The organism is Aquamicrobium lusatiense, assembly GCF_014201615.1.
Taxonomy (GTDB): domain Bacteria; phylum Pseudomonadota; class Alphaproteobacteria; order Rhizobiales; family Rhizobiaceae; genus Mesorhizobium; species Mesorhizobium lusatiense.
Genome location: NZ_JACHEU010000004.1, coordinates 222769 through 247458 on the forward strand (window position 1 = coordinate 222769; position 24690 = coordinate 247458).

Sequence of the window (24690 nt, forward strand, 5' to 3'; positions counted from 1 at the left end):
GAGGAGAGAATTCTGATGGATGGCGGCAAGCCGACCAGAAAGACGACCATCTACGATCTGGCGACACTGGCCGGCACCTCGGCCAGTGCCGTCAGTGCGGTGCTCAACGGCACATGGAAGAAGCGCCGTATCAGCAGCCAGCTGGCCGAGAAGATCACCAGGCTGGCGCAGGAGCAGGGCTATGCGGTCAACATGCAGGCAAGCCTGCTGCGCCGGGAGAAATCCCGGATCATCGGCATGATCGTGCCGAAATACGACAACCGCTATTTCGGCTCCATCGTCGAAACCTTCGAGGCGATGGCCCGCCAGCGCGATCTGTTTCCGATCATCACCTGCACGCGCCGCGATCCCGACCTGGAGATGGAGGCCGCGCGCACCATGCTCTCCTATCAGGTCGAATGGCTGATCTCGACCGGCGCCACCAATCCCGACCGTATCACCGATCTGTGTGGGCCGGCCGGCGTGCGCAGTCTCAATCTCGATCTTCCCGGCTCACATGCCCCATCGGTCATCTCCGACAACTTCGCGGGTGCGCGGGAACTGACGCGCCGTGTTCTCGTCAATTGCCGTCAGAGGCTTGGACAGGCACTGCCGCTGCTGTTCATTGGCGGGCGCGGGAACGACCACAACACCAGCGAGCGCATCCGTGGCTTTCGCGCGGCGCATGAGGAGGTTGGGATCGAGGTGGACGAAAACCACATTCTGGCCTGCGGCTATGCGCCGGAAAAGGCCGAAGGCGCGCTTGGCGCGCTGGCGCAGCGGGAAGGGGTTCTGCCACAGGGCATGTTCGTCAACTCCACGATTTCCCTTGAGGGGGTGATGCGCTGGATACGCCGTTCCGGCCATTACGAGGGCCGTGCGCCGGTGATGGGTTGCTTCGACTGGGACCCCTTCGCGGCTCTGCTTGCCGACGACATCGAGATGGTGCGTCAGGACGTGCCGCAGATGCTGGCGGCCGTGTTCGACATTATAGAAAACGGCGCGCCGCAGAACGCGCGTATAGAGATACCGCCCGTTTTCGTCAGCCGCGGCTAGAAAACATGGCTGCCGATGAGGGCCTGAACGCGAAAGGCCGCCGCGACTGTATCGCGGCGGCCTCTTTCAGGCATGGCGGCAGGCGAGCCTGCCGTCCGTTCTCGTGACCTGGCTTGACAGGGTCAGGCCTACTTGGCGCCGACCCACTCCTTCACCTTGTCCGGGTTCTCGGAGATGTATTTTTCGACCGCCTTTTCATAGGAGGTTTCCTGCGCATCGAACATGGCCGCTTCCAGTTCCGGAATCTCCACCTTCATGCGCGAGAGCAGTTCGGCCACCTTCGGGTTGTCATCCTTGAAACCCTTGCGGGCTAGGATGTCGATGTGCTCCGCCTTGCCGAGCGACTCCTTGGGGTCGTCGATGTAGCGCAGCTTGTACTTGCCGAACATCCAGTGCGGGCTCCATGCGGTGGCCACGAACCATTTCTCGGTGCGCATGGAGCGGTCGACCGTGGTCAGCATTCCCGCTTCACTGGAAATCTGAAGCTTGTAGTCGAGCCCGTAATCGGTGATCGCCTTTTCGGAAAGACGGGTCAGGCCGGCGCCCGGATCGATGCCCTGCACCTCGCCGCCGAGCTTTTCCTTCACCTCGGCCTTGCCCAGATCCTCGATCGAGGAAATCTCGCTCTCGGGGATGTAGTCGGGAACCACCCAGCCAAGCTTGGCGCCGTCATAGATGGTGCCGAGCGTATCGACCTTGTCTTCGATCCGCTTGAAGTAGTCGGCATGGGTTTCCGGCAGCCACGCCATCATCATGGCGTCGATGTCGCCGCGGCTCACGCCCTGATAAAGCGGCGCCACGTCGGTCTGAACCAGTTCGACCTTCTGGCCGAGTTCGTCCTCGATGAGCTTCGCGGCAAGCTTGGTCACGAATTCCGCGTCGGACCATGCGGCCCAGCCGATTTTCACCGGCTTGCCGTCCTGCGCGAGGGCGGCCGTTGCCATGCTGCCCGCCATCAGGGCAGCAAGGCCGATGCGCGTAAGTTTCCTGATCATATCTTCTCCTTCTTGTTTTCGGAGCTCAAGCGGCGGCTGACCGCTGCTTGTCATCGGCAGCCGGAACCTTGGCCGGCGCTGACGCCTGCAAACGGTCCCCCGCCTTTCGGAAGGCAAGGAGGCTCAGGAAGCCCGAACCGCCCTTGCCGAAGCTCTGGGTGATCCTGTCGAGGACCACGGCCAGAATGACGACGGCCAGGCCGCCCTCGAAACCGGCGCCCACGTCAAGGCGCTGGATGCCGGTCAAAACATGATTGCCGAGCCCGCCGGCGCCGATCATCGAGGCGATGACCACCATCGACAGCGACAGCATGATCGTCTGGTTGATGCCGGCCATGATGGAGGGCAGGGCATTGGGCAGTTGCACCTTGAACAGAAGCTGAGAGGGGGTGCAGCCGAAAGCCTGCCCGGCCTCGACCAGCTCTTCCTGAACCTGCCGGATGCCCAGATTGGTCAGGCGCACCACCGGCGGCATGGCGAAGATCACCGTGGCGATTGTGCCGGGCACGGCGCCAAGGCCGAAGAACATGGCGGCCGGGATCAGATAGACAAAGGCCGGCATGGTCTGCATCAGGTCGAGCACGGGCCTGAACAGGCCGGCCACCCGGTCCGAGCGGGCCATGGCGATGCCGGCGGGAATGCCGACGACGACGGCGATCACGGTGGCGGAAAGCACCAGCGACAGCGTCTGCATGGTGCTTTGCCACAGGCCCATATGGTTGACCAGCGCCAGCGACACTATCGTGAAGAGCGCGAACTTCCAGCTCACCCTCCACAGCGAAAGCAGGGTCAGGATGGCGATGCCGACCAGCGGCGAGGTGCCGGTGAGCAGCGATTGCAGGCCGCCTGTGACGAAGCCGATCGCCGCCGCGATGCCGTCGAGCGCCGGGGTGAAGTTGTCGAGTATGTAGTTGACGGTGACGTCGGCGCCGTGGCCGACGTTGAAATCGAAGTCCATGTAGTTTCCCTTCGGTTCGGCTCAGCCAGCGCGGTCGAGCGTTTCCAGAAGCGACGACTTGCTGAGGGAGCCGACATAGCGCCCCCGCTCATCGACCACGGGTACCGGCCAGCGGCTCGCTGCAACGAGTCCCAGCACATTCGAAAGAGGCTCGCCCGCGGGAATGGGCGTCACATCCTGAAGAAAGGCGTTGCGATACGGGTCCGCATCCTTCGCCCTGATCTTCTGGACCAGCACGTCCTGGCTGATCATGCCGTGATATTTCTTGTCGCGGCCGACGACGATGGCGACGTCACGGTCGCTTTGCGACATCTGCTCAAGTGCCGCCGCAGCGGTGGCCCCGCGCCGATCCACGAGGGTCAGCTGGGTGCGGCGCGCCACGTCTCCGGCCTTGAACACCTGCGAGACGTCCACATTGCGGAAGAAGGAGCGCACATAGTCGTTGGCCGGTTGGGAGACGATCTCGTCCGGCGTTCCCACCTGCACCACCTTGCCGTGCTGCATGATGCAGATGCGGTCGCCGATGCGCATGGCCTCGTCAAGGTCGTGGCTGACGAAGATGACGGTGCGGCTGTGCTCGGCCTGCAGGCGCATCAGTTCATCCTGCATTTCGGTGCGGATCAGCGGATCAAGTGCGGAGAAGGCTTCGTCCATCAGAAGGATGGTCGGCTCGCTGGCGAGCGCCCGGGCAAGCCCCACGCGCTGTTTCATGCCGCCGGAAAGCTGGTCCGGCCGGCTCATGGCGTAATCCCTGAGGCCGACGGCCTCAAGCGCTGCCATCGCCTTTTGCGTACGCTCAGCTTCGCCGACGCCGGACACTTCGAGCCCGAACGCGGCGTTGTTCAGCACATTGCGGTTTGGCAGCAGGGCGAAGGACTGGAACACCATGCTCATGTCGCGGCGGCGAAGCTCGATGAGGTCGCGTGTCGACAGCCTGGTTATGTCTTCGCCATTGACCTCGATGACGCCCGAGGTGGGCTCGATGAGGCGGTTGAGAAGGCGAAGCAGCGTCGACTTGCCGGAACCTGAAAGGCCCATGATGACGAAGATCTCGCCATCCATGATGTCGAAGCTGACATCGTCGACACCGATCGTACAGCCGGTGGTTGCGTGGATTTCGGTTTTGCTTTTGCCAGCCCTCGTCATATCGAGAGCGCTTTTGACGTTGCTTCCGAAGATTTTATAAACATTCTTCAATCGAAGTTTTACTTCGGAATGTCCATTCGATCCGTTTTTTTCGGTCGTTGAAGTCATAATCAATAGAGCACCCGCTTGGCTTGGCGAGTAAAATCTCCTCTGTTATAAGAAAAGCCAAGAATAACATCCGGCCGCGAAAAAATAAGCGATTGCGCTAGGTCAATGCTTTCCCGGCGCGATCGCTTGTTGCAATTTTTATATCGTACTGAAAAACCGATGTCCACCCGCAAAGGCACAAATGCGGGCGGGCGTCTTTTCCGGCAGGTTGCGCCGGACGCTTTCCGGGAGCCTTGCCGCAGGGGCCATCGCCAGCGTTCGCCTGCCTTTGCAAGGTCTGCGGCGTGCGTACTGACGACATGCGGAAAAGAAACCGCAGCGCGGCTGTTCGCTGCAAATCCCGGGTAAGATTCCGGCTCCTCCCGATCACGGAAAGCCGTTCCGGCCGAAGCAGGCGCTCCCCTGCATGGCATCGTGTCCATCCGCGTCCTCCCCGCAGATCATCACCATCCGGCAACTGCCGGCGACTTGCGCGCCGTACAGGAAACCGGTGCGCCTCAGGGCGCCAACAGGCAGGATCATGCGCCGGGGTCGGGGCGTTCGCCGGTGCAACCGCGACAACGGCGTGTCGAAGACCGACATCGAACCGGCGCGGACAGGGTTCCGCGACAATTGGCAGGTCGCGGCGCAGGGCTCTTGTCAGGCCCCGCGTGCCGAAGACCGGGCGCGGGTCAAAACTCAGATGTCGTCGGGGTTGGCGGCGGAGTAATGGGCGCGCTTGTCTTCGTACATGAGAAGGTCCGCCCGTCTGGCGACGGCTTCCAGCTTCTCGCCCGGCAGGCTCGTGGCTGCTCCGAGGGAAAGCTTCAGTTCCATCTGCGAATAATACTGGTTGTTGATGCCGATGAGCCGCCTGATGTTATCGACCATGGCCTCGGCGCCGCGTTCGTCGATATAGGGCAGAACGACAGCGAACTCGTCGCCGCCAATGCGGGCGGCATGGCCTGGCTGTGTCACCGCTTCGTTGAGCACTTCGCCAACGCGGCGCAGCAACCCGTCACCTGCGGCATGGCCCCATTGATCGTTTGCGGTCTTGAGGCCGTTGAGATCGAGAATGATGATCGAAACCGGCGCCTCGCCCTTGCGCTCCAGCCGGTTGAGCTCATCGACGTAATAGGCGCGATTGTGCAACTTGGTGAGCACGTCGTGCTTGCCGAGATATTCCAGATAGGCTTCGGCCTTCTTGCGGGCGGTGATGTCGGTCAGCGCCACCTGCACAAGCGACCAGTCGTCTTCGCGTCCCGGCAAAACCGAGAATTGCATGAGAACATGGCGCTCGGACCCGTCGAGCGCATAGTTCACCACTTCGCGCCTCTGGAAGAGGATGCCGTTCCACAGGTCGATAAGCTGCTCGCGGAAGTGCGATGCCATTTCATATCGGAAGATTTGCGGCAGGCTCTGCAACAGCGTCTTCTTGTCGTCCGCGAGAAATAGGGCCAGCGTCTCGTTGTTGATGTCCAGCACCCGGATCTCGCTGAGGCACTGGTGCACGAATTCGGGGTGCACGTCGGTGAACACGCGAAAATCGACGATGCCGCGCTGGCGCACATCATCCATCAACTGCTTGATGCGGCTGAAATCCTCGACCCACAGCGAAATGGGCGAGTGCTCGAAAAGCCCCTGTGCATATTGCTTGTGGCGATCCTGTTCGCGCAGCGCATCCTCGCGCGCGGTGACATCCTCGATGGCCAGCAGAACCCGATCCCAGCTTTCCTCGTGGCCGGGAAGTATGCGGCCCTTGAGCTGGATATCGATGCGCCGGCCGCCCAGCGAATAGTTCACCGTGTTGCTGCTGAAATGGTCCGAGCCGTTCCAGAGCTGGACCATTTCCCCGATGTGCGGCTCCAGCATGTCGGCATTGAAAATCCGATGCAGGTTCGCCACCAGATGATCGACGTCATCGGCCTCGAACAGCGAGAGCGTCTTGCGATTGACCTTGAGCACGCGGATCTGACTGGTGCACAGATCGAGGCGGCTGGTGTCTTCTCTCAGAAAGGCGCCCAGATCCGAAACGCCCTCGGCACGCCAGATGTCGAACTGCCTGCGCAGACCGCTGTAGTCTTCCAGCCACAGGGAGATTGGCGCCAGCTCGAATATGTTGGCGCTGTCGATCAGTGCGGCGTCGATGCTCATTGTCTTCCCGTTCTCTTCCGCTGCGCGGGCCACGCATGCCAGGTCGAACCCGTACAGCCTGTGACCTGTACGACATTTTGCTAAACATTGGTTATCGCCTGAAGCCTTTTGTTGCGTCCAACAGGTCAGAAGTGGACGCGGGGAGCAAGGCAACCGGACAACGAAAAGGCATGTATCGCAAGCAGAATAAAGGGCAAGGGCTAGACAGCCAGCTTTGCCCGCCGGGAAACCGGAATGCCCCACCGGGGAAGAAGGGGAGAGCGGGCGATTGCAACATTCGGGCCGATGCCCGCAGAACAGGTCAGGGCCTGTTCAGGCAAGGCAAAATGAAAAACGGCAGGGATACGGAATTCCGCGTCCCTGCCGCCTGCAAAGCCTGGCACCATGGAATATACGGGCGCCGGCAGAAAATCCCTCCGGCTACTGGCCTGACGCCGCCGCGAGATCGGGAGCTGCATGCGACTCCAGCTTATCGCCGGTCGAAAGACCCAGCGATTTCGCGAATGCCGCTGCCGACATCTTCTTTCCCGCTTCCGTGCGCACCTTGGCGATCTCCACCGTGCCGCCTTGCACGGATATGGTGATCGTTTCCTCCGCAATCCCCACGATCTCGCCCGGCTTGCCCTGAACGTCGCCAAAGCGGCGCACCTGATGCTTTCTGGCCTCGAACAGCCGCACCTTCTCACCAAGCACGGTCGTCCATGCGCCGGGTGCCGGGTCACAACCACGGATGAGGTTGTGAATCATGTCGATGTGCGCGCTCCAGCTGATCCTCGCCTCCGCATCGCGACACCAGCCTTCATAGGAAGCCGCGTCCTCGTCCTGCACGGTTTCGGTGTGACGTCCTTCGACCACGAGGTCGGCGGCCTCCAGCATCGCTTCGACGCCGAGCGGAAACAGGCCGTCGAAATAGACGGTGCCGAGCGTGTCCTCCGGCCCGATGGCAACGCGCTTCTGGAGGATGACCGGGCCTTCATCCAGCCCGTCAGTCGGGCGGAAGATGGTGAGGCCTGTCTCCGTGTCACCCTTGATGATCGGCCAGTTGATGGAACTTGGACCGCGATATTTCGGCAGCAGCGAGGGATGGTACTGGATGGTGCCATGCCTTGGAATGTTGACGAAGGACTGCGGCGCGAACTGCAGCACATAGGCCATGACGGCAAGATCGACGTCGAGCGCGCGTAAAGCGCCTTCGGCCGTCGGGCTTTTCAGGTTGGGAAGCTGGAATACGCGCAGCCCAAGTTCCTCCGCGGCCAGCCGCAACGGATCGGGACGCGCGCCCGGCTTTTCGGGGGCACAGAAAACGCCGGCGACTTCGTCGCCCCGGGCCAGAAAGGCTTCCAGTACACTCTTACCGAAGGCCTGCTGGCCAATAATTGCAATGCGCATGCTTTTTCCTCCTCGGTTCTCAGGCAAAGACCGGCCGTGCTTCGCCGAAGGCTGCGCGCAGGAGGCGGCAGACCCGGCCGGCAATGACGGCGGATGGATCGGTGGGGGGCAGAGCATTTCTGCTGTTCCCGAAGCGCGGAAATGCTCTGACCGTCTGGTTTCATGCGGCTCTGAACCCAAAGCCGCATGGAGTGCTTGATGCGACTTCTTCAGCGGCCCGTGTTGATCCAGACGACTTTGGGTTCGGTGAAGTTGTCGATGGCCGCCTCGCCATGCTCGCGGCCGAAGCCGGAATCACGCGCGCCGCCCCATGGCAGACGAATATCGGTGGGGCCGTAGGTGTTGACCCAGACCGTGCCTGCTTTCAGGCGGCGGGTGAAACGATGCGCCCGGCCGATATCCCCGGTCCACACACCGGCGGCGAGGCTGTAGACCGTGCCGTTGGCGATGCGCAGCGCATCCTCTTCATCCTGGAAGGGAATGACAGCCGCCACGGGACCGAAGATCTCTTCCTGCGAGATGCGCATTTCGTGGCGCACGCCGGCGAAGACCGTCGGCTCCACGAAATAACCGGCATTGCCGTGGCGCGAACCGCCGGTGACCAGCGCGGCGCCTTCGTTGCGGCCGATCTCGATATAGTCGAGCACGCGCTTCATCTGCACTTCAGACACCAGCGGGCCCATGCCCGTCGACGTGTCCTGCGGATTGCCGATACGGGTGGTCTGCGCCCGCGCGGCCAGTCGTTCCACGACCTCGTCATGTATGCTGTGATGCACGAGAATGCGCGAGCCGGCCGAGCAGACCTGGCCCGTGTTGAAGAAAATGCCGGCGCTGGCGGCCTTCACCGCTGCGTCGATATCGGCATCCGGGAAGATGATGTTGGCCGACTTGCCGCCAAGCTCCAGCGTCACGCGCTTGAGGTTGCCGGCCGAGCTTTGCAGAATCTGGCGTCCGACCACCGGCGAGCCTGTGAAGGTCACCTTGTCCACATCCGGGTGATCGACAAGCGCCTGCCCGGCCACTTTGCCGAAGCCCGGAACGACGTTGAGCACACCGGCCGGGAAGCCGGCCTCGAAAGCCAGTTCGCCGATGCGCAGGGCGGTCAGCGGCGTGATTTCCGCCGGCTTCAGCACCACCGTGCAGCCGCAGGCAAGTGCCGGCGCGATCTTCCACATGCCGATCATCAGCGGGAAGTTCCACGGGATGATGGCACCGACCACGCCCAGCGGTTCGCGCACGGTGTAGGTGAGCGCATCGGGACGGGCGGGGATGACCTGTCCGTTGATCTTGTCGGCCATGCCGGCATAGTAGGTGAGGGTGTCGATGACCGCCGGCAGATCCTGACGGCGGATGGCCGAAACGGGCTTGCCCGAATCCAGGCTTTCGAGCTGCACCAGCTCGTCCTCGTTGCGGCGGATCAGGTCCGCCAGCTTCAGCAGCAGGGCGCCGCGCTCGCTGGCCTTCATGTGGCCCCATGAGCCTTCGAAGGCGGCGCGCGCCGAACGCACGGCGGCGTCGACATCGGCCGCGTCAGCCTCGGCCACCCTGGCCAGAACCTCGCCGGTGGCGGGGTTCAGCGTCTCGAAGCTGCGTCCGGAAGATGCAGGAACGCGGACCCCGTCTATCAGCAGCTTTTGTACGTCGTCGGAAACTCGGTTCAGCAAGATCGGACCTCCCATAATATGTACTTTGATTCATATTTCGAATCTTGTCGTGGCCCATGGAGTGCATGGGAATTCAACAGTAACTGCTGCGATAAATTTCGTGAATATGAAATTTATTGCCTAATAGGAAAGATTAAGATATGATTTGAATTGCCAATATGAGTTTCGTCACGGAATGCTTGGGAGGAAGCATGATCGAGATTGAAATCGAACCTGTCTGGCGATTCCGCCGCCGCAAGGATGCGCAGTCCCTTCAGATCATGCTGGATTTTCTGGCCGAGATCCGTGCGTCGGGAAAGATCGCCGCCGCTGCCGGCCGGGCCGGCGTTTCCTATCGCCATGCCTGGAACCTGATCGAGAAATGGTCGGAGTTCTTCAACACGCCGCTCGTCGTGCGCCGGCAGGGCAGCGGCACAAGGCTGACGCCGTTCGGCGAAAAGCTGGTGTGGGCCGGGCAGAGGCTTGAGGCGCGGCTGCGGCCTTTTTTGCAGAACCTGTCGCAGGAGCTGGAAACAGAGGTCAACCAGATGCTCACGCAGGGACCGCTGGTGCTGCGTGTTCACGCCAGCCACGGCTTTGCCGTGCCGAAGCTGCGGGAACTGCTGAGCCTCGAAGCCGATATCGATGTCGATTTCCGCTATGTCAGCAACCAGAGTTCCTTGGTCTCTCTGGTGCATGACGGTTGCGATCTGGCCGGCATGCATCTGCCGCAGGGCGAGTTGCGAAAGCAGGCGATCGTCGCGGCAAAGGGCTTGCTCGACACCAGGACGCACCGGGTCATATCGTTCGTCACGCGCGAAATGGGATTGATGGTGCGCCCCGGCAATCCGCTTGGCATCTCGGAGCTGAGGCAGCTCGTTGATCCGCAGATCCGCTTCGTCAACCGCGACCCCGATTCCGGCACAAGGCTTCTGTTCGACCAGCTTCTTGCCCGCCACCGCATCGACGGCAGCCGCATCAACGGCTACGAGCACTCCGAGTTCACGCATGCGGCTGTCGCCGCCTATGTCGCCAGCGGCTACGCGGACGTCGCCTTCGGAGTCGAAGCGGCCGCCCGCCAGTTCGATCTCGATTTCGTGCGCCTGCTCACCGAGGATTATGTGTTCGTCTGTCACAAACAGATTCTCGATCTGGAGGCCGTCCAGTGTGTGCTTTCGGTCATGCGCGGGCCGGAGTTTCACGCTGCCATCACCACGCTGCCCGGCTACCGGGTGAAGGAAGCCGGGGAGATCAAGACCATCAGCGAGGTGTTTCGGGAAACGCAGTAGCGTTTCGGGGGGCAGCGGCATGGTGCGACGCCCCCCCCTTGCACGGTATCAGCCGCTCACCCGCAGCCGGTCAGGCCGCGTGGTGGGGCGAGGAATGTCCACCCGTACCGACGCCGAACGGCCTTCGACCACATCCGCGGCATGACTGTCGGCGGTTTCCTCTTCGATCCGCAATCCGGCACCGGCCGGACAGGCACGCAGATAGTGTCGCGCTTCGGCGCGATCGCCGGCGATGCCCAGCAGTTCGACGGCGCTGCCGCTGCCGCGCAGCACGCGAAACGTGCCGGCCAACGGCCTTGCCAGAATTTCGAAGCGAAGATTGCTGTCCACCGAAAACGTCAGCGAGAGATCGCCGTTGTCAGCCGCGTTGCCGTCCACGGCGGACAGGCGCAGCGTGATCGAGGTCGGTGGCACCCAGCTGCGCAGTTCCGGCGCCGGATCCTTCATCGCCAGCAACCCGGTGCCGTTGCGCCTTTCCCACGCCTCGACTTCGGCGACCTTCTCATCGGCCGGCCTTGGCGTTCCGTCGCAAAAGCGGATCAGGCTGCCAAGCGGTGCATTTTCGTAGACATGATATGCGCACATACAGACCTCCTTCATTGAAGAGCCGTTGCCCGGCCAGAACGGTGTTGCCTCACTCATAGATCGGGAATCTGCGGACCAGCGCCTGCGCCTGCTCACGCACTTCCGCTTCGACTGCCGCATTGCCCTGCTCGCCATTGGCCGCCAGCCCGTCGATGACGCGCATGGTCATGGCGCCGACCTCGCGGAATTCCGCCACGCCGAAGCCGCGTGTGGTGCAGGCGGGCGTGCCGAGCCGCACGCCGGAAGTGACGGTCGGGCCCTGCGGATCGAAGGGAATGCCGTTCTTGTTGCAGGTGATGTGGGCGCGTCCAAGTGCAGCCTCCACATCCTTGCCCGTCAGCTTCTTGCGGCGCAGATCGACCAGCATGAGATGTGTGTCGGTGCCGCCGGACACGATGTCGACGCCGCCATCCGCCAGTGTCTCGGCGAGCGCCTTCGCATTGGCCACCACCGTTGCCGCATAACCCTTGAACGCGGGCGTCAGGGCTTCGCCGAAAGCCACGGCCTTGGCGGCGATGACATGCATCAGCGGCCCGCCCTGCAGGCCGGGGAAGACGGCGGAATCGATCTTGCGGCCGATTTCCTCGTCGTTCGACAGCACCATGCCGCCGCGCGGCCCGCGCAGCGTCTTGTGGGTGGTGGTGGTGACGACATGGGCGTGCGCCAGCGGATTGGGATGAACGCCGCCCGCCACCAGTCCCGCGAAATGCGCCATGTCGACGAACAGCTTCGCGCCGATCTCGTCGCTGATCTCGCGAAACGCCTTGAAGTCGATGACACGGGGATAGGCTGAACCGCCCGCCAGAATGACCTTGGGCCGATGCTTGAGGGCGAGGTCGCGCACCTCGTCGAGGTCGATGCGATGATCGTCTTCCCGCACGCTGTAGGAAACCGCGTTGAACCATTTGCCGGACACATTTGCCTTCGCGCCATGTGTAAGATGGCCGCCGGCGGCAAGGTTGAGGCCGAGGAAGGTGTCGCCCGGACGCATCAGGGCCAGAAACACCGACTGGTTGGCCTGACTGCCGGAGTTGGGCTGCACGTTCACATAGCTGCAGTCGAACAGGGCGCGGGCGCGCTCACGGGCGAGTTCCTCCACCTCGTCCACATAGGCGCAGCCGCCATAGTAGCGCCGGCCCGGATAGCCTTCGGCATATTTGTTGGTGAGCACCGAGCCCTGTGCATCCAGCACCGCCTGAGAGACGATGTTCTCGGATGCGATCAGCTCGATCTCGTCGCGCTGCCGGCCAAGCTCGCGCATGATCGCGCCGTTCACGGCCGGATCGGTATCGACAATGCCGCTGCGGAAGAAGCGGCTGGGGCTGCCGGTGCCCGGCCTGTTGGGAATATTGACGTCCATGATAACCCTCCCTTGCATCACCTGACGGTGGGCGAAATCGTCAGCCGGTCCATCCCAGACCGGCCGATATGCAGTTGATCGACAAAAGCAGCGAATTGACCGCCCGTTTCGGCGCATTGCCCGCGCGCACTTCGCGCAGGAGCTGCACCTGAAGCCGGTGAATGCTGTCCATCTGCGGCCGGACGCGGTCGAAATCCCGCTTGAAGGCGGGGAAGCGCTCCGGCAGCGCCCTGCCGTCATTGACCCGGGCGATCATCTGGCAGGTCAGCGCGAATTCGGCGGCGATCTTGGCATGAATGCGGTCCGCGACCTCGCGGTCCTGCACCAGCTCGGCATAGAGCCGGGCGATCTCCATGTCGGTCTGGTAGAGCACCTTGTCGACCTCATCGACGACCAGCCGGAAGAAGCGGAACCGCTCGAACATGGTTTGCAGAAGTTCCAGCCCGGCATCGCCGCGCACCGATACGAAGGAATTGAGGGCGCTGCCTATTCCGTACCAGCCGGTGAGCAGATGGCGGTTCTGGCTCCAGGCGAACACCCACGGAATGGCGCGCAGATCGGACAGGCCGCGCGCGCCGAAGCGCCGGGCAGGCCGCGAGCCGATCTTCAGAAGCGCCAGTTCCTCCACCGGGCTTGCCTGATTGAAGTAGTCGATGAAGCCGGGCTCCCCGACGAGGCCTACATAGGAGGCCTGCGACATGCCCGTCAGTGCCTCCAGCGCCTCGGTGTATTCGGGTACGGCCTTAAGCTCCTCCTCGTCGCGGGATTTGACGCTGTGAGCGAAGACGCTGGCGGCGAGGATTTCGAGCTGATAGAGGCCGGTGCCGCGATTGGCGAATTTGGAGGAGACGACCTCTCCCTGTTCGGTGACGCGCATGATGCCGCCCACCGTGCCGGCTGGCTGCGCGGCGATGGCGCGCCCTGTCGGGGCGCCGCCCCGGCTGACCGATCCACCCCGGCCATGAAAGAAGCCGATCCTGATCTTGCGCTTCGTGGCGAGGTCCGCGATCTGCCTCTGCGCCTTGCTGAGTTCCCAGTTGGAGGCCAGAAAACCGCCATCCTTGTTGGAATCCGAATAGCCGAGCATCACCTCCTGGCAATTGCCGTGATCGCGCACCGAACGGCTGACGATCGACACATTCAGGAGCTGGTCGAGAATTTCCGGGGCCGCCCGCAAATCCGCGATGGTCTCGAACAGCGGCACGACCTTGAGCGCGATGGTGCCGCTGCCGTCCGGTGCGGTCGCCAGCCCGCAATATTGCGCCAGCAGGTAAACGGCCAGCAGGTCGTCGCGCGATTGCGTCATGCTGAGGATAAAGGCGCCGACCGCACCGTCATTGTAGCCGGCGCGGGCCTCGCGGATGACGGCCAGCAGGTCGAGCATCTCGGTCGCCTCGGGCGACAGGGCGGCGCGGTCGATTTCGGGACGCTCGCCGCTGTTAAGTGCTGCGCGGATGCGTTCGCTCCACTGCGCGCTGCCGGGTTGCGGCGCGCAGGCCGGATCGATGAGGCCGAACAGCTCGGCCAGAACCCGGTTGACGACCGTCGAGTTCTGCCGGATGTCGAGCGAAACCGTACGGAAACCGAAGGTTTCGACCTGCCGTATCAGAGGGCGCACGAAACGGCGCGCCGCCTGTCTGCCTCCCACTTTGGCGAGCGCGCTTTCCAGCACCCGCAGATCGCAGGCGAAGGCTTCCGCGCGCAGGTAGGGCGTGCCTGCCCGCTCGCCGCGGGTGGCCAGAAGCCGTTCCAGCATGGCTGCGCAGAACTGGCGGAAAGGCTCGTCCGAATTTCGCGCCGCGATGGCTGCGGCATCGCCGCTGCGCTCCAGAGCCTCATCGAGGCTGGCGCGAAAATCATCGGGAATGTCCACCACTCTGGCGCTGACGCTCAGCATCGCCACAAGACGGCCGAGCCGCGAAATGTACCAGTCGAGGGCGGCGCGGCGACATTCGCCAAGTGCATAAGCGGTGACTTCTGCCGTCACATCGGGATGCCCGTCACGGTCGCCACCGATCCATGATGCATAGCGCATGAAGGACGGTACGGGCAGGGCGTTTCCCGGATAATGGGTCGCCAGCGCTTCCTCAACCGTTTCATAAAGTTTGTGCGTGGCCTCGAAGATCACTTCCCGGAAGAAATGCAGTCCCCACGCGATCTCATGCGCCACCGAAGGCCGCTCGAGGCGCAGCTCGCCCGACATCCACAGAAGTTCGATCTCGCCCCGCAGATCATCGATGTACTGGGCGCGTTCGCGCGGCGCCCATCTCTGCTGTTCCAGTTCGGTGAGTTTACGATAGATGCGCCGGTGGATTTCCAGAATGGTGACGCGCTTGGCCTCGGTGGGATGGGCGGTCATCGTCGGGCCGACGAGCAGGCCATCGAGTGCTGCCTGTATCTTCTCCGCAGGGTAGCCGGCAGCGGCGATCTCGCCGATCACGTTGGCGAAGGACCCCACCACTTCATCAGCGCCGCCCTGCTTTTCCGCTTCCCGGCGGGCGCGCATGGCCAGAAGCTCATTGGCGATTGCGGTGAGCTGGAACCAGATCCCGGTTGCCTGAAGCGCGGGGATGCGTTCATGGGGCTGCAACTCGTCGATGGCGGTGCGTCCGATGAGCACCTGAGCCACCGCGGGCTCGCGCTCGCGGACCACCGATACGAGCAGCCTGAACAGCAGGCTCCTGGCATCTTCAGACTGGCTTAGGCTGTTGATCTGGTCCAAGCGGCACCATTCCTCCCACCGCGGCCTTTGCTTCATTGCCCCGTTTCGGGGTCTGCTGATGAAGCCGGCCTGATGCGGCACTTTCGTTCCTCAAGCATCGAGGAAAGCGCTTTTTCTCCCGATCCGAAACGCCCGGACGGGTAAAAATCCCGATCCTTCGGGTGGCAATCCGGGTAGCCGGCGGGTAGGCGAAAATGCGCGTTCGCGCCTCCATGCGGCTTTGTTTCCTGCGCGAACATGCGGGAAAAGAAAAAGCCTCCGGCCGGGGCCGGAGGCAAGTTTCGGAACCTGCCCGATAAGGGGAGGCAGGTTGCCGAAGCGGGCAGTGAGCGGCCCGAGCTGGTATGCGGCAGGTGTCTACCGCATGAGCAGGATCTGCAGGTCGGCGACATTGGTGCCGGTGCCGCCTGTCAGCAGAAGATCGCCCGACGCTGCGAGCGCCGGGTAGGAATCATTGTTGGCCAGATGCGCGTCCGGGTCGCAGCCGAACTGCCGCATCCATTCCGTGGATCCGGCATCGACAATGCCACCCGCCGCATCGGTGGGGCCGTCGCGCCCGTCCGTGGCGCCGGACAGGAACACCCAGGGGCGCCCGATGCGCGCACCTTCCTCCAGCACGGCGAACCGCAGCGCCAGTTCCTGATTGCGGCCGCCCGTGCCATTGCCGTTCACCCGCACGGTAGGCTCGCCACCGGCAATGATGGCGATGGGACCGTTTTCGCGGGCTGCATAAAGCGCCATCCTGTGCAGCACGGAAGCGGCATCGGCCACGTCGCCGCACAGCCAGTCATTGGCCTTGACCACGGCCGGGAAGAGCGAGCCGGCACATTCCATCACCTTCTTCAGGCTGATGCCGTTGCCGCCGATGACGACGTTCTCGACATGATTGAAATGCGCTGCTTTTGCTGTCGTCCGGCGGGCCGTGCTCTGAAGATGCTTTCGCATCGTTACCGGCAGCGCGTCGGTCAGCCCGTGTTTTTCGAGGACTGCGCGGGCGTCCCCGGCACGCGGTCTCGCCGTCGGGCCGCTGGCGATGGTGGAAACGTCGTCGCCCGGCACGTCGGACAGGATCAGGGAAAGCACCTTTGCCTGACGCGCCAGTCCGGCGAGGCGCCCGCCCTTGAGGCGGGAAAAGACCTGCCGCACCGTGTTGATCTCGCAGATGCCGGCGCCGGAGCGGATCAGCGCGTCGCTGAGGGCGATCTTGTCGGCAAGCGCTATTCCCGGCGCTGGTGCGCACACAAGCGCGGAGCCGCCGCCGCTGACGAGCACCAGAAGCAGGTCGCCCGGGCGCACCGATTCCGCAAGCTGCTCGATCACATGCGCTGCCTGAAGGCTGTTTTCATCCGGCAGCGGGTGGCCGCCGGCCATGACCATCACGCGGTCGTCGAGCTGCACCATGTTTTCCGGATTGGTCACGGCGCAGGCTGCATGCAGTTTGCCGGAGAGAAAGGGCAGGGCGCCCTGCACCATCGGGCAGGCCGCCTTGCCAAAGGCGATCAGGACGACGCGGCGGGCCGCATCGATCATGTGCCTGCGCTGTTCAAGCGCTTCAGACACGGCCTTTTCGGGGTCAGAGGCGCTGACGCCACCGCGAAACAGGTCCAGCGCCTGCCGGCGCAGTGCGATCAGGTCGGAGGCGGATGCGGTGGCTTTCATCACGCCACCCGGTCCGGTACGTCGCGACCTTCGAAGAAGGCGACGGCATTTTCCACCACCTTCATGCCCATCGCCACGCGCGTTTCCTCCGTCGCGCTGCCCAGATGCGGCAACAGCATCACGTTTTCCATGCGCCTGAGGGCTTCCGGAACAGCCGGCTCGCCATCGAACACATCGAGACCCGCACCGGCGATGGTGCCTGACTGAAGTGCCGCGATCAGCGCCTGCTGATCGACGACATCGCCGCGAGCGGTGTTGATGAGGAAGGCACCGCGCTTCATGGCAGCAAGGCGGCGGCCGTCCATGAGATGCCTGTTTGCCGCGCCGCCCGGACAATGCAGCGAGACGAAATCGGCTTCTGCCAGAACGTCCTCGATCGTGGGCAATTGCCGCGCGGCCATGATGCGGGTTTCGTCGTCATCGACCTTCGAGCGGTTGTAGAACACCACATCCATGCCGAAGCCGAAATGGGCGCGCCGTGCGGTCGCCTTGCCGATCCGCCCCATGCCGATGATGCCGATGGTCTTGCCAGACACCCGGCTGCCGATCATGTGGGTCGGCCGCCAGCCGGTCCAGTTGCCGGAACGCAATTCGCGCTCGCCTTCGCCGGCCCGGCGCGCCACGCCGAGCAGCAGTGTCATGGCGATGTCGGCGGTGCAGTCGGTCAGCACGCCCGGCGTGTTGGTGACGGTGATGCCCAGCCGGCGGGCCGCTTCGGTGTCGATGTGGCTGAAACCAACACCGAAATTGCCGAGAAGGCGCGTGCACGCCGTCCCCTCCGGGAAAGCGGCAGCCGGCAGGCTGTCGCTCACCGTGGGCAGGATGGCGTCATATTCGGCGAAGGCGGTGCGCAGCTGGTCCTGCGTAAGCGGCACGTCGGATGTGTTGAAGGTGGTTTCGAATTGCTCCGAAAGAACCTTCTCGACAGTCGCCGGCCAGCGTCTGGTGACGATAATGCGTGGTTTCATCGTGTTGTCTGCCTCGATCGGAAAGGAAGAACCCGGGTTCAGGCGGCCTTCTGCTGGGCCTGAAGCACTTCCGAGACGACCGGGCCGAACGCCGCCGGCGTCGGCACGATGGTGACGCCTGCCTCGCGCAGGATCTCCACCTTTTCCTGCGCGGACTCGCCGAACGCGGAAATGATGGCGCCTGCATGGCCCATGCGCTTGCCCTTCGGGGCGGACAGGCCGGCAATGTACGCGATCAGGGGCTTGCGCATATTGTGCTTGGCCCATTCGGCGGCTTCCGCCTCCTGCGGTCCGCCGATCTCGCCGATCATCACCACCGCGTCGGTGTCCGGGTCCTCCTCGAACAGCTTGAGGATGTCGCGGAAGGACGAGCCGTTGATCGGATCGCCGCCGATGCCGACGCTGGTGGAGACGCCGATGCCGAGCGCCTTCATCTGCGATGCCGCCTCATAGCCCAGCGTTCCCGAGCGACCGACGATGCCGACGCGGCCGGGAAGGTAGATGTTGCCGGGCATGATGCCCATCATCGCTTGCCCGGGGGTGATGACGCCCGCGCAATTGGGGCCGACGAGGCGCATGCGGTCTTCAAAGCGGAAGCGCAGCATGAAGCGCTTCACCCGCGTCATGTCCTGCGAGGGAATGCCGTCGGTGATGCATACGCACAGCCTGATGCCGGCTTCGGCCGCCTCCATGATGGAGTCGGCGGCGAAGGGCGGCGGCACGAACACGATGCTCGCATCGGCGCCGGTTTCACGAACCGCGCCCCGCACGGTGTTGAAAACCGGCATGCCCTGATGGACCTGCCCGCCTTTGCCGGGCGTGACGCCACCCACGACATTGGTGCCGTAGCGCCGCATCTCGTCGGCGTGGAAGCTGCCGATCTTGCCGGTCAGGCCCTGCACGATCACGCGCGACCTGCGGTTCAACAGAATTGCCATCTCGTCCTCCCTCAGTTCGCTTTCTTGTTCTTCTTGGAAAAGGCGCGCATGGCCTCGACCGATCTTTCAGCGGCCTCGGCCAGCGTATCGGCGACGATCACGTCCTCGCCGGATTCCGCCAGTATCCTGCGGCCTTCCTCCACATTGGTGCCTGCCAGCCGCACCACCAGCGGCACCCCGACGCCGACTTCGCGGATGGCCTTGATGACGCCTTCGGCAACCCAGTCGCAGCGGTTGATGCCGGCGAAGATGTTGACGAGGATGGTTTCGACATTGTTGTCGGCAAGCACGGCGCGGAACGCCTTTGCCACCCGCTCCGGCGAAGCGCCGCCGCCGATGTCGAGGAAGTTCGCCGGTTCCCCGCCGGCGATCTTGATCATGTCCATGGTGGCCATGGCCAGACCCGCACCGTTGATGATGCAGCCGATATTGCCGTCGAGCCCCACATAGGAGAGGCCGCGATCGCCGGCGAAGGTCTCGCGCGGATCCTCCTGCGACTTGTCACGCAGTTCCGATATTTCGGGCCGGCGAAACAGGGCGTTCTCGTCGAAGGACATCTTGGCGTCGAGGGCGATCAGGTTGCCGTCGCCGGTCACCACCAGCGGATTGATCTCCAGCATGGAGGCGTCGAAGTCGCGGAATACGCGATAGCAGCCCATCAGCGTATCCACCGCCTTGCCGATCAGCCGGTTGTCGAGCCCCAGCCCGAAGGCGATCTCGCGCGCCTGGAACTGCTGCATGCCGACGCCTGGATCGACGATGGCGCGGATGATGGAATCCGGCTCCTTCTCGGCGATCTCCTCGATCTCCATGCCGCCCGAGGCAGAACCCACGATCATGACGCGCTCTGATTTGCGATCAAGAACGATGCCGAGATAAAGCTCCTGTCGGATGTCGACCGTCTCCTCGATGTAGAGGCGGGAGACGAGCTTGCCTTTCGGCCCGGTCTGGGTGGTGGCGAGCTTGCGCCCCAGCAGGGATTCAGCGGCCTTCGCCACTTCGCCATCGGAGTTGCAGATCTGTATGCCGCCTGCCTTGCCGCGTGCGCCGGAATGGATCTGCGCCTTGACCACCCATTTGCCGCCGCCGATCTCGCTGGCGCGATAAGCGGCCTGCTCGGGGCTGTAGGCAAGGCCGCCGCGCGGGATCTGGACCGAATAGCGCGACAGCAGTTCCTTGGCCTGGTATTCGTGGATATCCATCTTGAACCTCCCTCAGGCTGCCTGCGCAGCACGCTCTATGGCTTCGTGGACGACCAGCACGTTGCGGGCCATGCGCTCGGAAGCGGCGTCGATCATCTTGCCGTCCAGAGCCGCCGCACCCTTGCCCTGCTCTTCCGCCTCCTTCAGCGCCTCGATGATGCGGCGCGCGCGGGCCACCTCCTTGGCCGGCGGCGAGAAGACCTCGTTGGCAAGCTCGATCTGCGAGGGGTGGATGGCCCACTTGCCCTCGATGCCGAGGGCGGCCGCACGTCTGGCGGCGTCCAGATAGGCTTCAGGATCGGAGAAATCGCCGAACGGCCCGTCGACCGCCCGCAGCCCATAGGCCCGGCAGGCCACCGTCATGCGCGACAGCGCGAAATGCCACTGATCGCCCGGATAGTCGGGATTGAGGCCGCCGATGCTGACCGTGCGCGCCTTGCAGCTCGCCGCATAGTCGGCGACGCCGAAATGCATCGCCTCAAGCCGTCCGCCATAGGAGGCGATCGCCTCGACGTTGGCCATGCCGAGCGCCGTCTCGATCAGCGCTTCCAGACCGACGCGGGTTTCAAAGCCCTTTGCCATCTCGATCTGGTTGACCAGCGCCTCGACCATGTAGAGGTCGGCCGGCACGCCGACCTTCGGCACCAGAATGGTGTCCAGACGGTCGCCCGCCTGCTCCATCACATCGACCACGTCGCGATACATGTAGTGGGTATCGAGGCCGTTGATGCGGATCGAGATGGTCTTGCCGCGGGCGCGCCAGTCGATTTCGTTCAGCGCCCGGATGATGTTCTCGCGGGCCTTTTCCTTGTCCGGCGGGGCGACCGCGTCTTCCATGTCGAGGAAGACGTAGTCGGCGGCGCCCTCGGCGGCCTTGCGGATCATTTCCACGTTGGAGCCCGGAACGGCAAGCTCGCTGCGCTGTAGACGTGGTTTGCGAAGATGATGGAGGGTATGGCTCATGGCTGCTGCCTCCCTCAGGCCGCTTTGGCGACGGCGGGTTTGGCCGCCTGGCTGTAATATTCCACCGCAGCTCCAACGCCCGAGCCGGCCCTGATCTTCACGCCGCAGTCGAGCAGCGACATTTCCGTGGCCGCCAGCGCCGAGCACATCATCACTTCGTTGATCCAGCCGATATGGCCGATGCGGAACACCTTGCCGGCAACCTTGTTGAGGCCGACGCCCAGCGACGTCTGATAACCCTGATAGGCCCGGCGCACGATGTCGGCGCTGTCGATGCCCTCCGGCACGTAGATCGCGCTCACCGTATCGGAGTTCCATTTTTCTTCCTTGGCGCAGATCTGCAGGCCCCATGCGCTGACCGCAGCGCGCACGCCTTCGGCCAGCCGGTGGTGGCGCGCATAGACGTTGTCGAGGCCTTCATCGAGCAGCAGATCGAGAGCGGCGCGCATGCCGCGCAGGAGCTGAACCGCAGGCGTATAGGGGAAATAGCCGGTGTCGTTGGCCCGGATCATGTCTTCGAAGGAGAAATAGGTGCGGGGTTGCTTCGCCTGCTTGTTGGCGGCCAGCGCCTTCTGGCTGACGGACAGGAATGCGAGGCCCGGCGGCAGCATGAAGCCCTTCTGCGAACCGCTCACCGCGCAGTCGACGCCCCATTCCTCCTGCCGGAAATCGATCGAGGCGATCGACGACACGCCGTCGACGAAGAGCAGGGCAGGGTGCTTTGCCGCATCGAGCGCAGCGCGCACGGCCGCCACGTCGCTGGTGACGCCGGTCGTGGTCTCGTTGTGGGTGACGAACACCGCCTTGATGCGGTGTTCCTTGTCGGCTGCCAGCCGTTCCGCGTAGATCTCGACGGGAACGCCGGTGCCCCATTCGGCATCGATGACATCGACATCGAGACCGAAGCGCTGGGCCATGTCGACCCACAGCAGCGAGAACTGGCCGAAACGCGACATCAGCACCCGGTCGCCGGGATTGAGCGTGTTGGCGATGGCTGCTTCCCATGCGCCGGTGCCGGAGGAGGGGAAGATGAAGGCGCGGCCCGTTTCATTGCGGTAGACCTTCATCAGGTCGGTGAAAAGGCCGTTGACGAGCAGCGGATAATCCAGCGCGCGCATGTCTTCCATCGGCATGTTCATCGCCTGACGGACGGTTTCCGGCACGTTTGTCGGACCCGGAACAAAGAGATGAGTATAGCCAGCCATCAGAATTCCTCCCAGAAAATGCGGCGCAAGCGCCTGTTCGGCTTTCTGGAAGGATCAGGCGGGTGACGGAAGGTAACAACACCTGTCCAGATAGATTTGAGGGCCTTGAGGCGTTGGTAAGAACCTACTCATTCAGATGCTGAGATCGCCGATAGTATAGGCTGGACCTACCCGTTCATTATGCTTGGCAGCGGGCAGGGCGATTGCGGAAACAAAGACGAATGCGGGGCTGCGGCAAGCGCTGCACTAGGAATTATCGGCGTTTGCATGGTACTGGGATTAAACGTGACAGCATGATCGATGGCAACGGAGCATCCCACACGATGGCGGAGACAATGAAGCCGGCAAGGAAGACCCGGGCCAGCAAGGCTGCAAGCAAGGCCGAGCCAGCGAAAACTGTTCCCGAACTGCACCGGGTGGTGCCCCTGTCGCAGGACCCCCATTCCGTGCGCGATACGCGCGAAAATGTCCTTGAAGTCGCAATCGGGCATGAAGTGCGCACATTCCGCAAACAGTTCGGCATCACCGTGGCAGATCTCGCGGCTGCGACCAACATTTCGCTGGGCATGCTCTCCAAGATCGAAAACGGCATCACCTCGCCGTCGCTCACCACGCTGCAGGCGCTGTCGCGGGCGCTGGGTGTGCCGCTGACGGCATTGTTCCGCCGTTTCGAGGAGGAGCGCAGCGCCGTCTTCATCAAGGCAGGCGAGGGCGTCGACGTCGAGCGCCGCGGTACGCGCGCCGGCCACCAGTATACGCTGCTCGGCCATATCGGCGCCAATACGAGCGGCGTTGTCGTCGAGCCCTATCTGATCACGCTGGCGGAAGATTCCGACGTCTTCCCTACGTTCCAGCATGAGGGCATGGAGTTCCTCTATATGCTGGAGGGCGAGGTCGTTTACCGGCATGGCAGCAAGCTGTTCCGCATGCTGCCCGGCGACAGCCTGTTCTTCGACGCCGATGCGCCGCATGGACCGGAAGAGCTGACAGAGCGTCCCATCCGCTATCTGTCGATCATCTCCTATCCGCAGGGCAGCCGTCGCAACTGACGCCTCTGTCCGGCACCGTCTGAAGATATAGCGGCAATTTTCAGCCTCCGGTGATCCCGCTGATTGTCGGAGGCAATGCCATCTGCCGTGGGTGAAACCGCACGGCGGGCAACCTTTTCGTGTCGGTCACGCTACGACGTCCTGCCATCGCACGGTTTTGCGCTCGTTCGGGATGCCGCAAGGTCTTCATTGAACTACAGCCGGACGCACCCGCCACGGCGACCGTTTCCGGCCTCGCTATCCTCTTCCCGCGCAACGAAATACCCGAAAGCTTCCTGCCGGAAGCGCGCCATGCGCCTGCCCGTCCCTGAAATTCAGGGATCTGAAGGAGTGCTTTTCGGCGCCACTTTTCTTGTATGAAAAAAACATTCATCCCAGTTGAATTGCAGAAAATTGACTGCTATCGTCCTTCATCAGGAAAAGAACTTGCAAGAGGTGAACATCAATGTGTGGCATCGTGGGGCTGTTTCTGAAGGATAAGTCATTGGAGCCGCAACTCGGCGCCATGCTGTCGGAAATGCTGGTTCTGCTGACCGATCGCGGTCCGGACAGCGCCGGCATAGCAATTTACGGATCATCGGCTGCGGGGCATGGCAAGATCACCGTGCAGTCGCCTTCTCCGGAAGCTGATTTCGCCGGGCTCGACTCGGAAGTCGCGAAAGAAATCGGCGCTCCGGTGGCCATGACGGTGAAGTCCACCCACGCGGTTCTGGAGCTTCCGGCCGACAAGCTTGAAGCTGCCCGTGAAGCCATCTCCACGCTTCGCCCGGACGCCCGCGTCATGGGTGTCGGCGAGTCCATCGAAATCTACAAGGAAGTCGGCCTTCCCGAAGAAGTCGCCAGGCGCTTCGACGTGTCGGGCATGTCGGGATCGCATGGCATCGGGCACACGCGCATGGCTACTGAATCGGCGGTGACCACGATGGGTGCGCACCCGTTCTCGACGGGCCCCGACCAGTGCCTGGTTCATAACGGTTCACTGTCCAACCACAACAACATGCGCCGCAAGCTTCGCCGCGAAGGCATGAAGTTCGAGACCGAGAACGACACCGAGGTTGCGGCGGCCTACCTGTCGCACCAGATCGCGACCGGCAAGGGTCTCGGCGAGGCGCTGGAATCGAGCCTGAACGATCTCGATGGGTTCTTCACCTTCGTGGTTGGAACCAAGAACGGCTTTGGCGTCGTGCGCGACCCGATCGCCTGCAAGCCGGCGGTCATGGCGGAAACTGATCAGTATGTCGCGTTCGGAAGCGAATACCGGGCCCTGGCGAACCTGCCGGGGGTTGAGCAGGCGAGGGTCTGGGAGCCCGAGCCATCCACCGTTTATTTCTGGGAGCATTGAG

19 protein-coding genes are annotated in these 24690 nt (G+C 63.2%); 4 read left to right on the forward strand and 15 right to left on the reverse strand.

The window, feature by feature from the left end; all coding sequences use genetic code 11:
• The first annotated feature begins 15 nt into the window (after positions 1–15).
• Positions 16–1035, forward strand: coding sequence for a LacI family DNA-binding transcriptional regulator (locus HNR59_RS18055; RefSeq protein WP_183832423.1), 1020 nt, complete (start codon positions 16–18; stop codon positions 1033–1035).
• A gap of 128 nt (positions 1036–1163) precedes the next feature.
• On the opposite strand, the gene HNR59_RS18060 is transcribed toward HNR59_RS18055, so the two are convergent.
• The 6 genes from HNR59_RS18060 to HNR59_RS18085 form a co-directional block, all read right to left on the reverse strand.
• Positions 1164–2030 carry a glycine betaine ABC transporter substrate-binding protein gene (locus tag HNR59_RS18060; protein ID WP_183832424.1) on the reverse strand — a complete coding sequence of 289 codons (867 nt, stop codon included), beginning with the start codon at positions 2028–2030 and terminating at the stop codon, positions 1164–1166.
• Positions 2031–2055: 25 nt separating this feature from the next.
• Positions 2056–2988, reverse strand: coding sequence for an ABC transporter permease (locus tag HNR59_RS18065; protein WP_183832425.1), 933 nt, complete (start codon positions 2986–2988; stop codon positions 2056–2058).
• Between the two features lie 21 nt (positions 2989–3009).
• Positions 3010–4242 carry a glycine betaine/L-proline ABC transporter ATP-binding protein ProV gene (proV, locus tag HNR59_RS18070; protein WP_183832426.1) on the reverse strand — a complete coding sequence of 411 codons (1233 nt, stop codon included), beginning with the start codon at positions 4240–4242 and terminating at the stop codon, positions 3010–3012.
• Between the two features lie 678 nt (positions 4243–4920).
• Positions 4921–6375: a sensor domain-containing diguanylate cyclase gene (locus HNR59_RS18075; RefSeq protein ID WP_183832427.1), complete on the reverse strand. Its 1455-nt coding sequence runs from the start codon at positions 6373–6375 to the stop codon at positions 4921–4923.
• A 420-nt stretch (positions 6376–6795) separates the two neighbouring features.
• A complete protein-coding gene (locus HNR59_RS18080; protein WP_183832428.1) occupies positions 6796–7764 on the reverse strand; it encodes a methionyl-tRNA formyltransferase in 969 nt (322 codons plus the stop codon).
• Between the two features lie 209 nt (positions 7765–7973).
• Positions 7974–9428 carry an aldehyde dehydrogenase family protein gene (locus HNR59_RS18085; RefSeq protein WP_246374830.1) on the reverse strand — a complete coding sequence of 485 codons (1455 nt, stop codon included), beginning with the start codon at positions 9426–9428 and terminating at the stop codon, positions 7974–7976.
• Between the two features lie 191 nt (positions 9429–9619).
• Here HNR59_RS18085 and HNR59_RS18090 point away from each other — a divergent pair, with 191 nt between their 5' ends.
• Entirely contained in the window at positions 9620–10696 is a 1077-nt protein-coding gene (locus HNR59_RS18090; RefSeq protein WP_183832430.1) for a substrate-binding domain-containing protein, read from the forward strand.
• Between the two features lie 48 nt (positions 10697–10744).
• Here the strand turns inward: HNR59_RS18090 and HNR59_RS18095 are convergent, their stop codons facing one another.
• The 9 genes from HNR59_RS18095 to HNR59_RS18135 form a co-directional block, all read right to left on the reverse strand.
• Complete coding sequence (locus HNR59_RS18095; protein ID WP_183832431.1) at positions 10745–11281, reverse strand: hypothetical protein; 537 nt, start codon at positions 11279–11281, stop codon at positions 10745–10747.
• 49 nt (positions 11282–11330) lie between these two features.
• On the reverse strand, positions 11331–12641 hold the full coding sequence (gene glyA, locus HNR59_RS18100; RefSeq protein ID WP_183832432.1) for a serine hydroxymethyltransferase: 1311 nt from the start codon (positions 12639–12641) through the stop codon (positions 11331–11333).
• Between the two features lie 40 nt (positions 12642–12681).
• Positions 12682–15363 carry a phosphoenolpyruvate carboxylase gene (locus HNR59_RS18105; RefSeq protein ID WP_183832433.1) on the reverse strand — a complete coding sequence of 894 codons (2682 nt, stop codon included), beginning with the start codon at positions 15361–15363 and terminating at the stop codon, positions 12682–12684.
• Positions 15364–15720: 357 nt separating this feature from the next.
• Complete coding sequence (locus HNR59_RS18110; protein WP_183832434.1) at positions 15721–17022, reverse strand: glycerate kinase type-2 family protein; 1302 nt, start codon at positions 17020–17022, stop codon at positions 15721–15723.
• Positions 17022–17990: a 2-hydroxyacid dehydrogenase gene (locus tag HNR59_RS18115; RefSeq protein WP_183832435.1), complete on the reverse strand. Its 969-nt coding sequence runs from the start codon at positions 17988–17990 to the stop codon at positions 17022–17024. Before HNR59_RS18115 ends, HNR59_RS18110 begins: the two co-directional genes overlap by 1 nt.
• Positions 17991–18028: 38 nt before the next feature.
• Positions 18029–18928, reverse strand: coding sequence for a succinate--CoA ligase subunit alpha (sucD, locus tag HNR59_RS18120; RefSeq protein WP_183832436.1), 900 nt, complete (start codon positions 18926–18928; stop codon positions 18029–18031).
• An 11-nt stretch (positions 18929–18939) separates the two neighbouring features.
• The gene (locus tag HNR59_RS18125; protein WP_183832437.1) at positions 18940–20130 is read right to left on the reverse strand and encodes a malate--CoA ligase subunit beta; all 1191 of its coding nucleotides are present in this window, start codon (positions 20128–20130) and stop codon (positions 18940–18942) included.
• A 12-nt stretch (positions 20131–20142) separates the two neighbouring features.
• The gene (locus tag HNR59_RS18130) at positions 20143–21093 is read right to left on the reverse strand and encodes an HpcH/HpaI aldolase/citrate lyase family protein (RefSeq protein WP_183832438.1); all 951 of its coding nucleotides are present in this window, start codon (positions 21091–21093) and stop codon (positions 20143–20145) included.
• 14 nt (positions 21094–21107) lie between these two features.
• The gene (locus HNR59_RS18135) at positions 21108–22298 is read right to left on the reverse strand and encodes an aminotransferase class V-fold PLP-dependent enzyme (protein ID WP_183832439.1); all 1191 of its coding nucleotides are present in this window, start codon (positions 22296–22298) and stop codon (positions 21108–21110) included.
• 323 nt (positions 22299–22621) lie between these two features.
• Between HNR59_RS18135 and HNR59_RS18140 the strand changes: the two genes are divergently transcribed.
• Together HNR59_RS18140 and HNR59_RS18145 are read left to right on the forward strand one after the other, a co-directional pair.
• Positions 22622–23347: a helix-turn-helix domain-containing protein gene (locus tag HNR59_RS18140; RefSeq protein ID WP_246374832.1), complete on the forward strand. Its 726-nt coding sequence runs from the start codon at positions 22622–22624 to the stop codon at positions 23345–23347.
• Between the two features lie 445 nt (positions 23348–23792).
• Positions 23793–24689, forward strand: coding sequence for a class II glutamine amidotransferase (locus HNR59_RS18145; protein WP_183832440.1), 897 nt, complete (start codon positions 23793–23795; stop codon positions 24687–24689).
• Position 24690 lies beyond the last annotated feature (1 nt).

Coding starts and splice junctions, on each gene's coding strand:
- HNR59_RS18080 (WP_183832428.1), bottom strand. CDS start 7,764: ATGCGCATTGCAATTATTGGCCAGCAGGCCTTCGGTAAGAGTGTACTG.
- HNR59_RS18060 (WP_183832424.1), bottom strand. CDS start 2,030: ATGATCAGGAAACTTACGCGCATCGGCCTTGCTGCCCTGATGGCGGGC.
- HNR59_RS18140 (WP_246374832.1), top strand. CDS start 22,622: ATGGCGGAGACAATGAAGCCGGCAAGGAAGACCCGGGCCAGCAAGGCT.
- HNR59_RS18125 (WP_183832437.1), bottom strand. CDS start 20,130: ATGGATATCCACGAATACCAGGCCAAGGAACTGCTGTCGCGCTATTCG.
- HNR59_RS18065 (WP_183832425.1), bottom strand. CDS start 2,988: ATGGACTTCGATTTCAACGTCGGCCACGGCGCCGACGTCACCGTCAAC.
- HNR59_RS18130 (WP_183832438.1), bottom strand. CDS start 21,093: ATGAGCCATACCCTCCATCATCTTCGCAAACCACGTCTACAGCGCAGC.
- glyA (WP_183832432.1), bottom strand. CDS start 12,641: ATGGACGTCAATATTCCCAACAGGCCGGGCACCGGCAGCCCCAGCCGC.
- HNR59_RS18075 (WP_183832427.1), bottom strand. CDS start 6,375: ATGAGCATCGACGCCGCACTGATCGACAGCGCCAACATATTCGAGCTG.
- HNR59_RS18145 (WP_183832440.1), top strand. CDS start 23,793: ATGTGTGGCATCGTGGGGCTGTTTCTGAAGGATAAGTCATTGGAGCCG.
- HNR59_RS18135 (WP_183832439.1), bottom strand. CDS start 22,298: ATGGCTGGCTATACTCATCTCTTTGTTCCGGGTCCGACAAACGTGCCG.
- sucD (WP_183832436.1), bottom strand. CDS start 18,928: ATGGCAATTCTGTTGAACCGCAGGTCGCGCGTGATCGTGCAGGGCCTG.
- HNR59_RS18115 (WP_183832435.1), bottom strand. CDS start 17,990: ATGAAACCACGCATTATCGTCACCAGACGCTGGCCGGCGACTGTCGAG.
- HNR59_RS18110 (WP_183832434.1), bottom strand. CDS start 17,022: ATGAAAGCCACCGCATCCGCCTCCGACCTGATCGCACTGCGCCGGCAG.
- HNR59_RS18090 (WP_183832430.1), top strand. CDS start 9,620: ATGATCGAGATTGAAATCGAACCTGTCTGGCGATTCCGCCGCCGCAAG.
- HNR59_RS18055 (WP_183832423.1), top strand. CDS start 16: ATGGATGGCGGCAAGCCGACCAGAAAGACGACCATCTACGATCTGGCG.
- HNR59_RS18095 (WP_183832431.1), bottom strand. CDS start 11,281: ATGTGCGCATATCATGTCTACGAAAATGCACCGCTTGGCAGCCTGATC.
- proV (WP_183832426.1), bottom strand. CDS start 4,242: ATGACTTCAACGACCGAAAAAAACGGATCGAATGGACATTCCGAAGTA.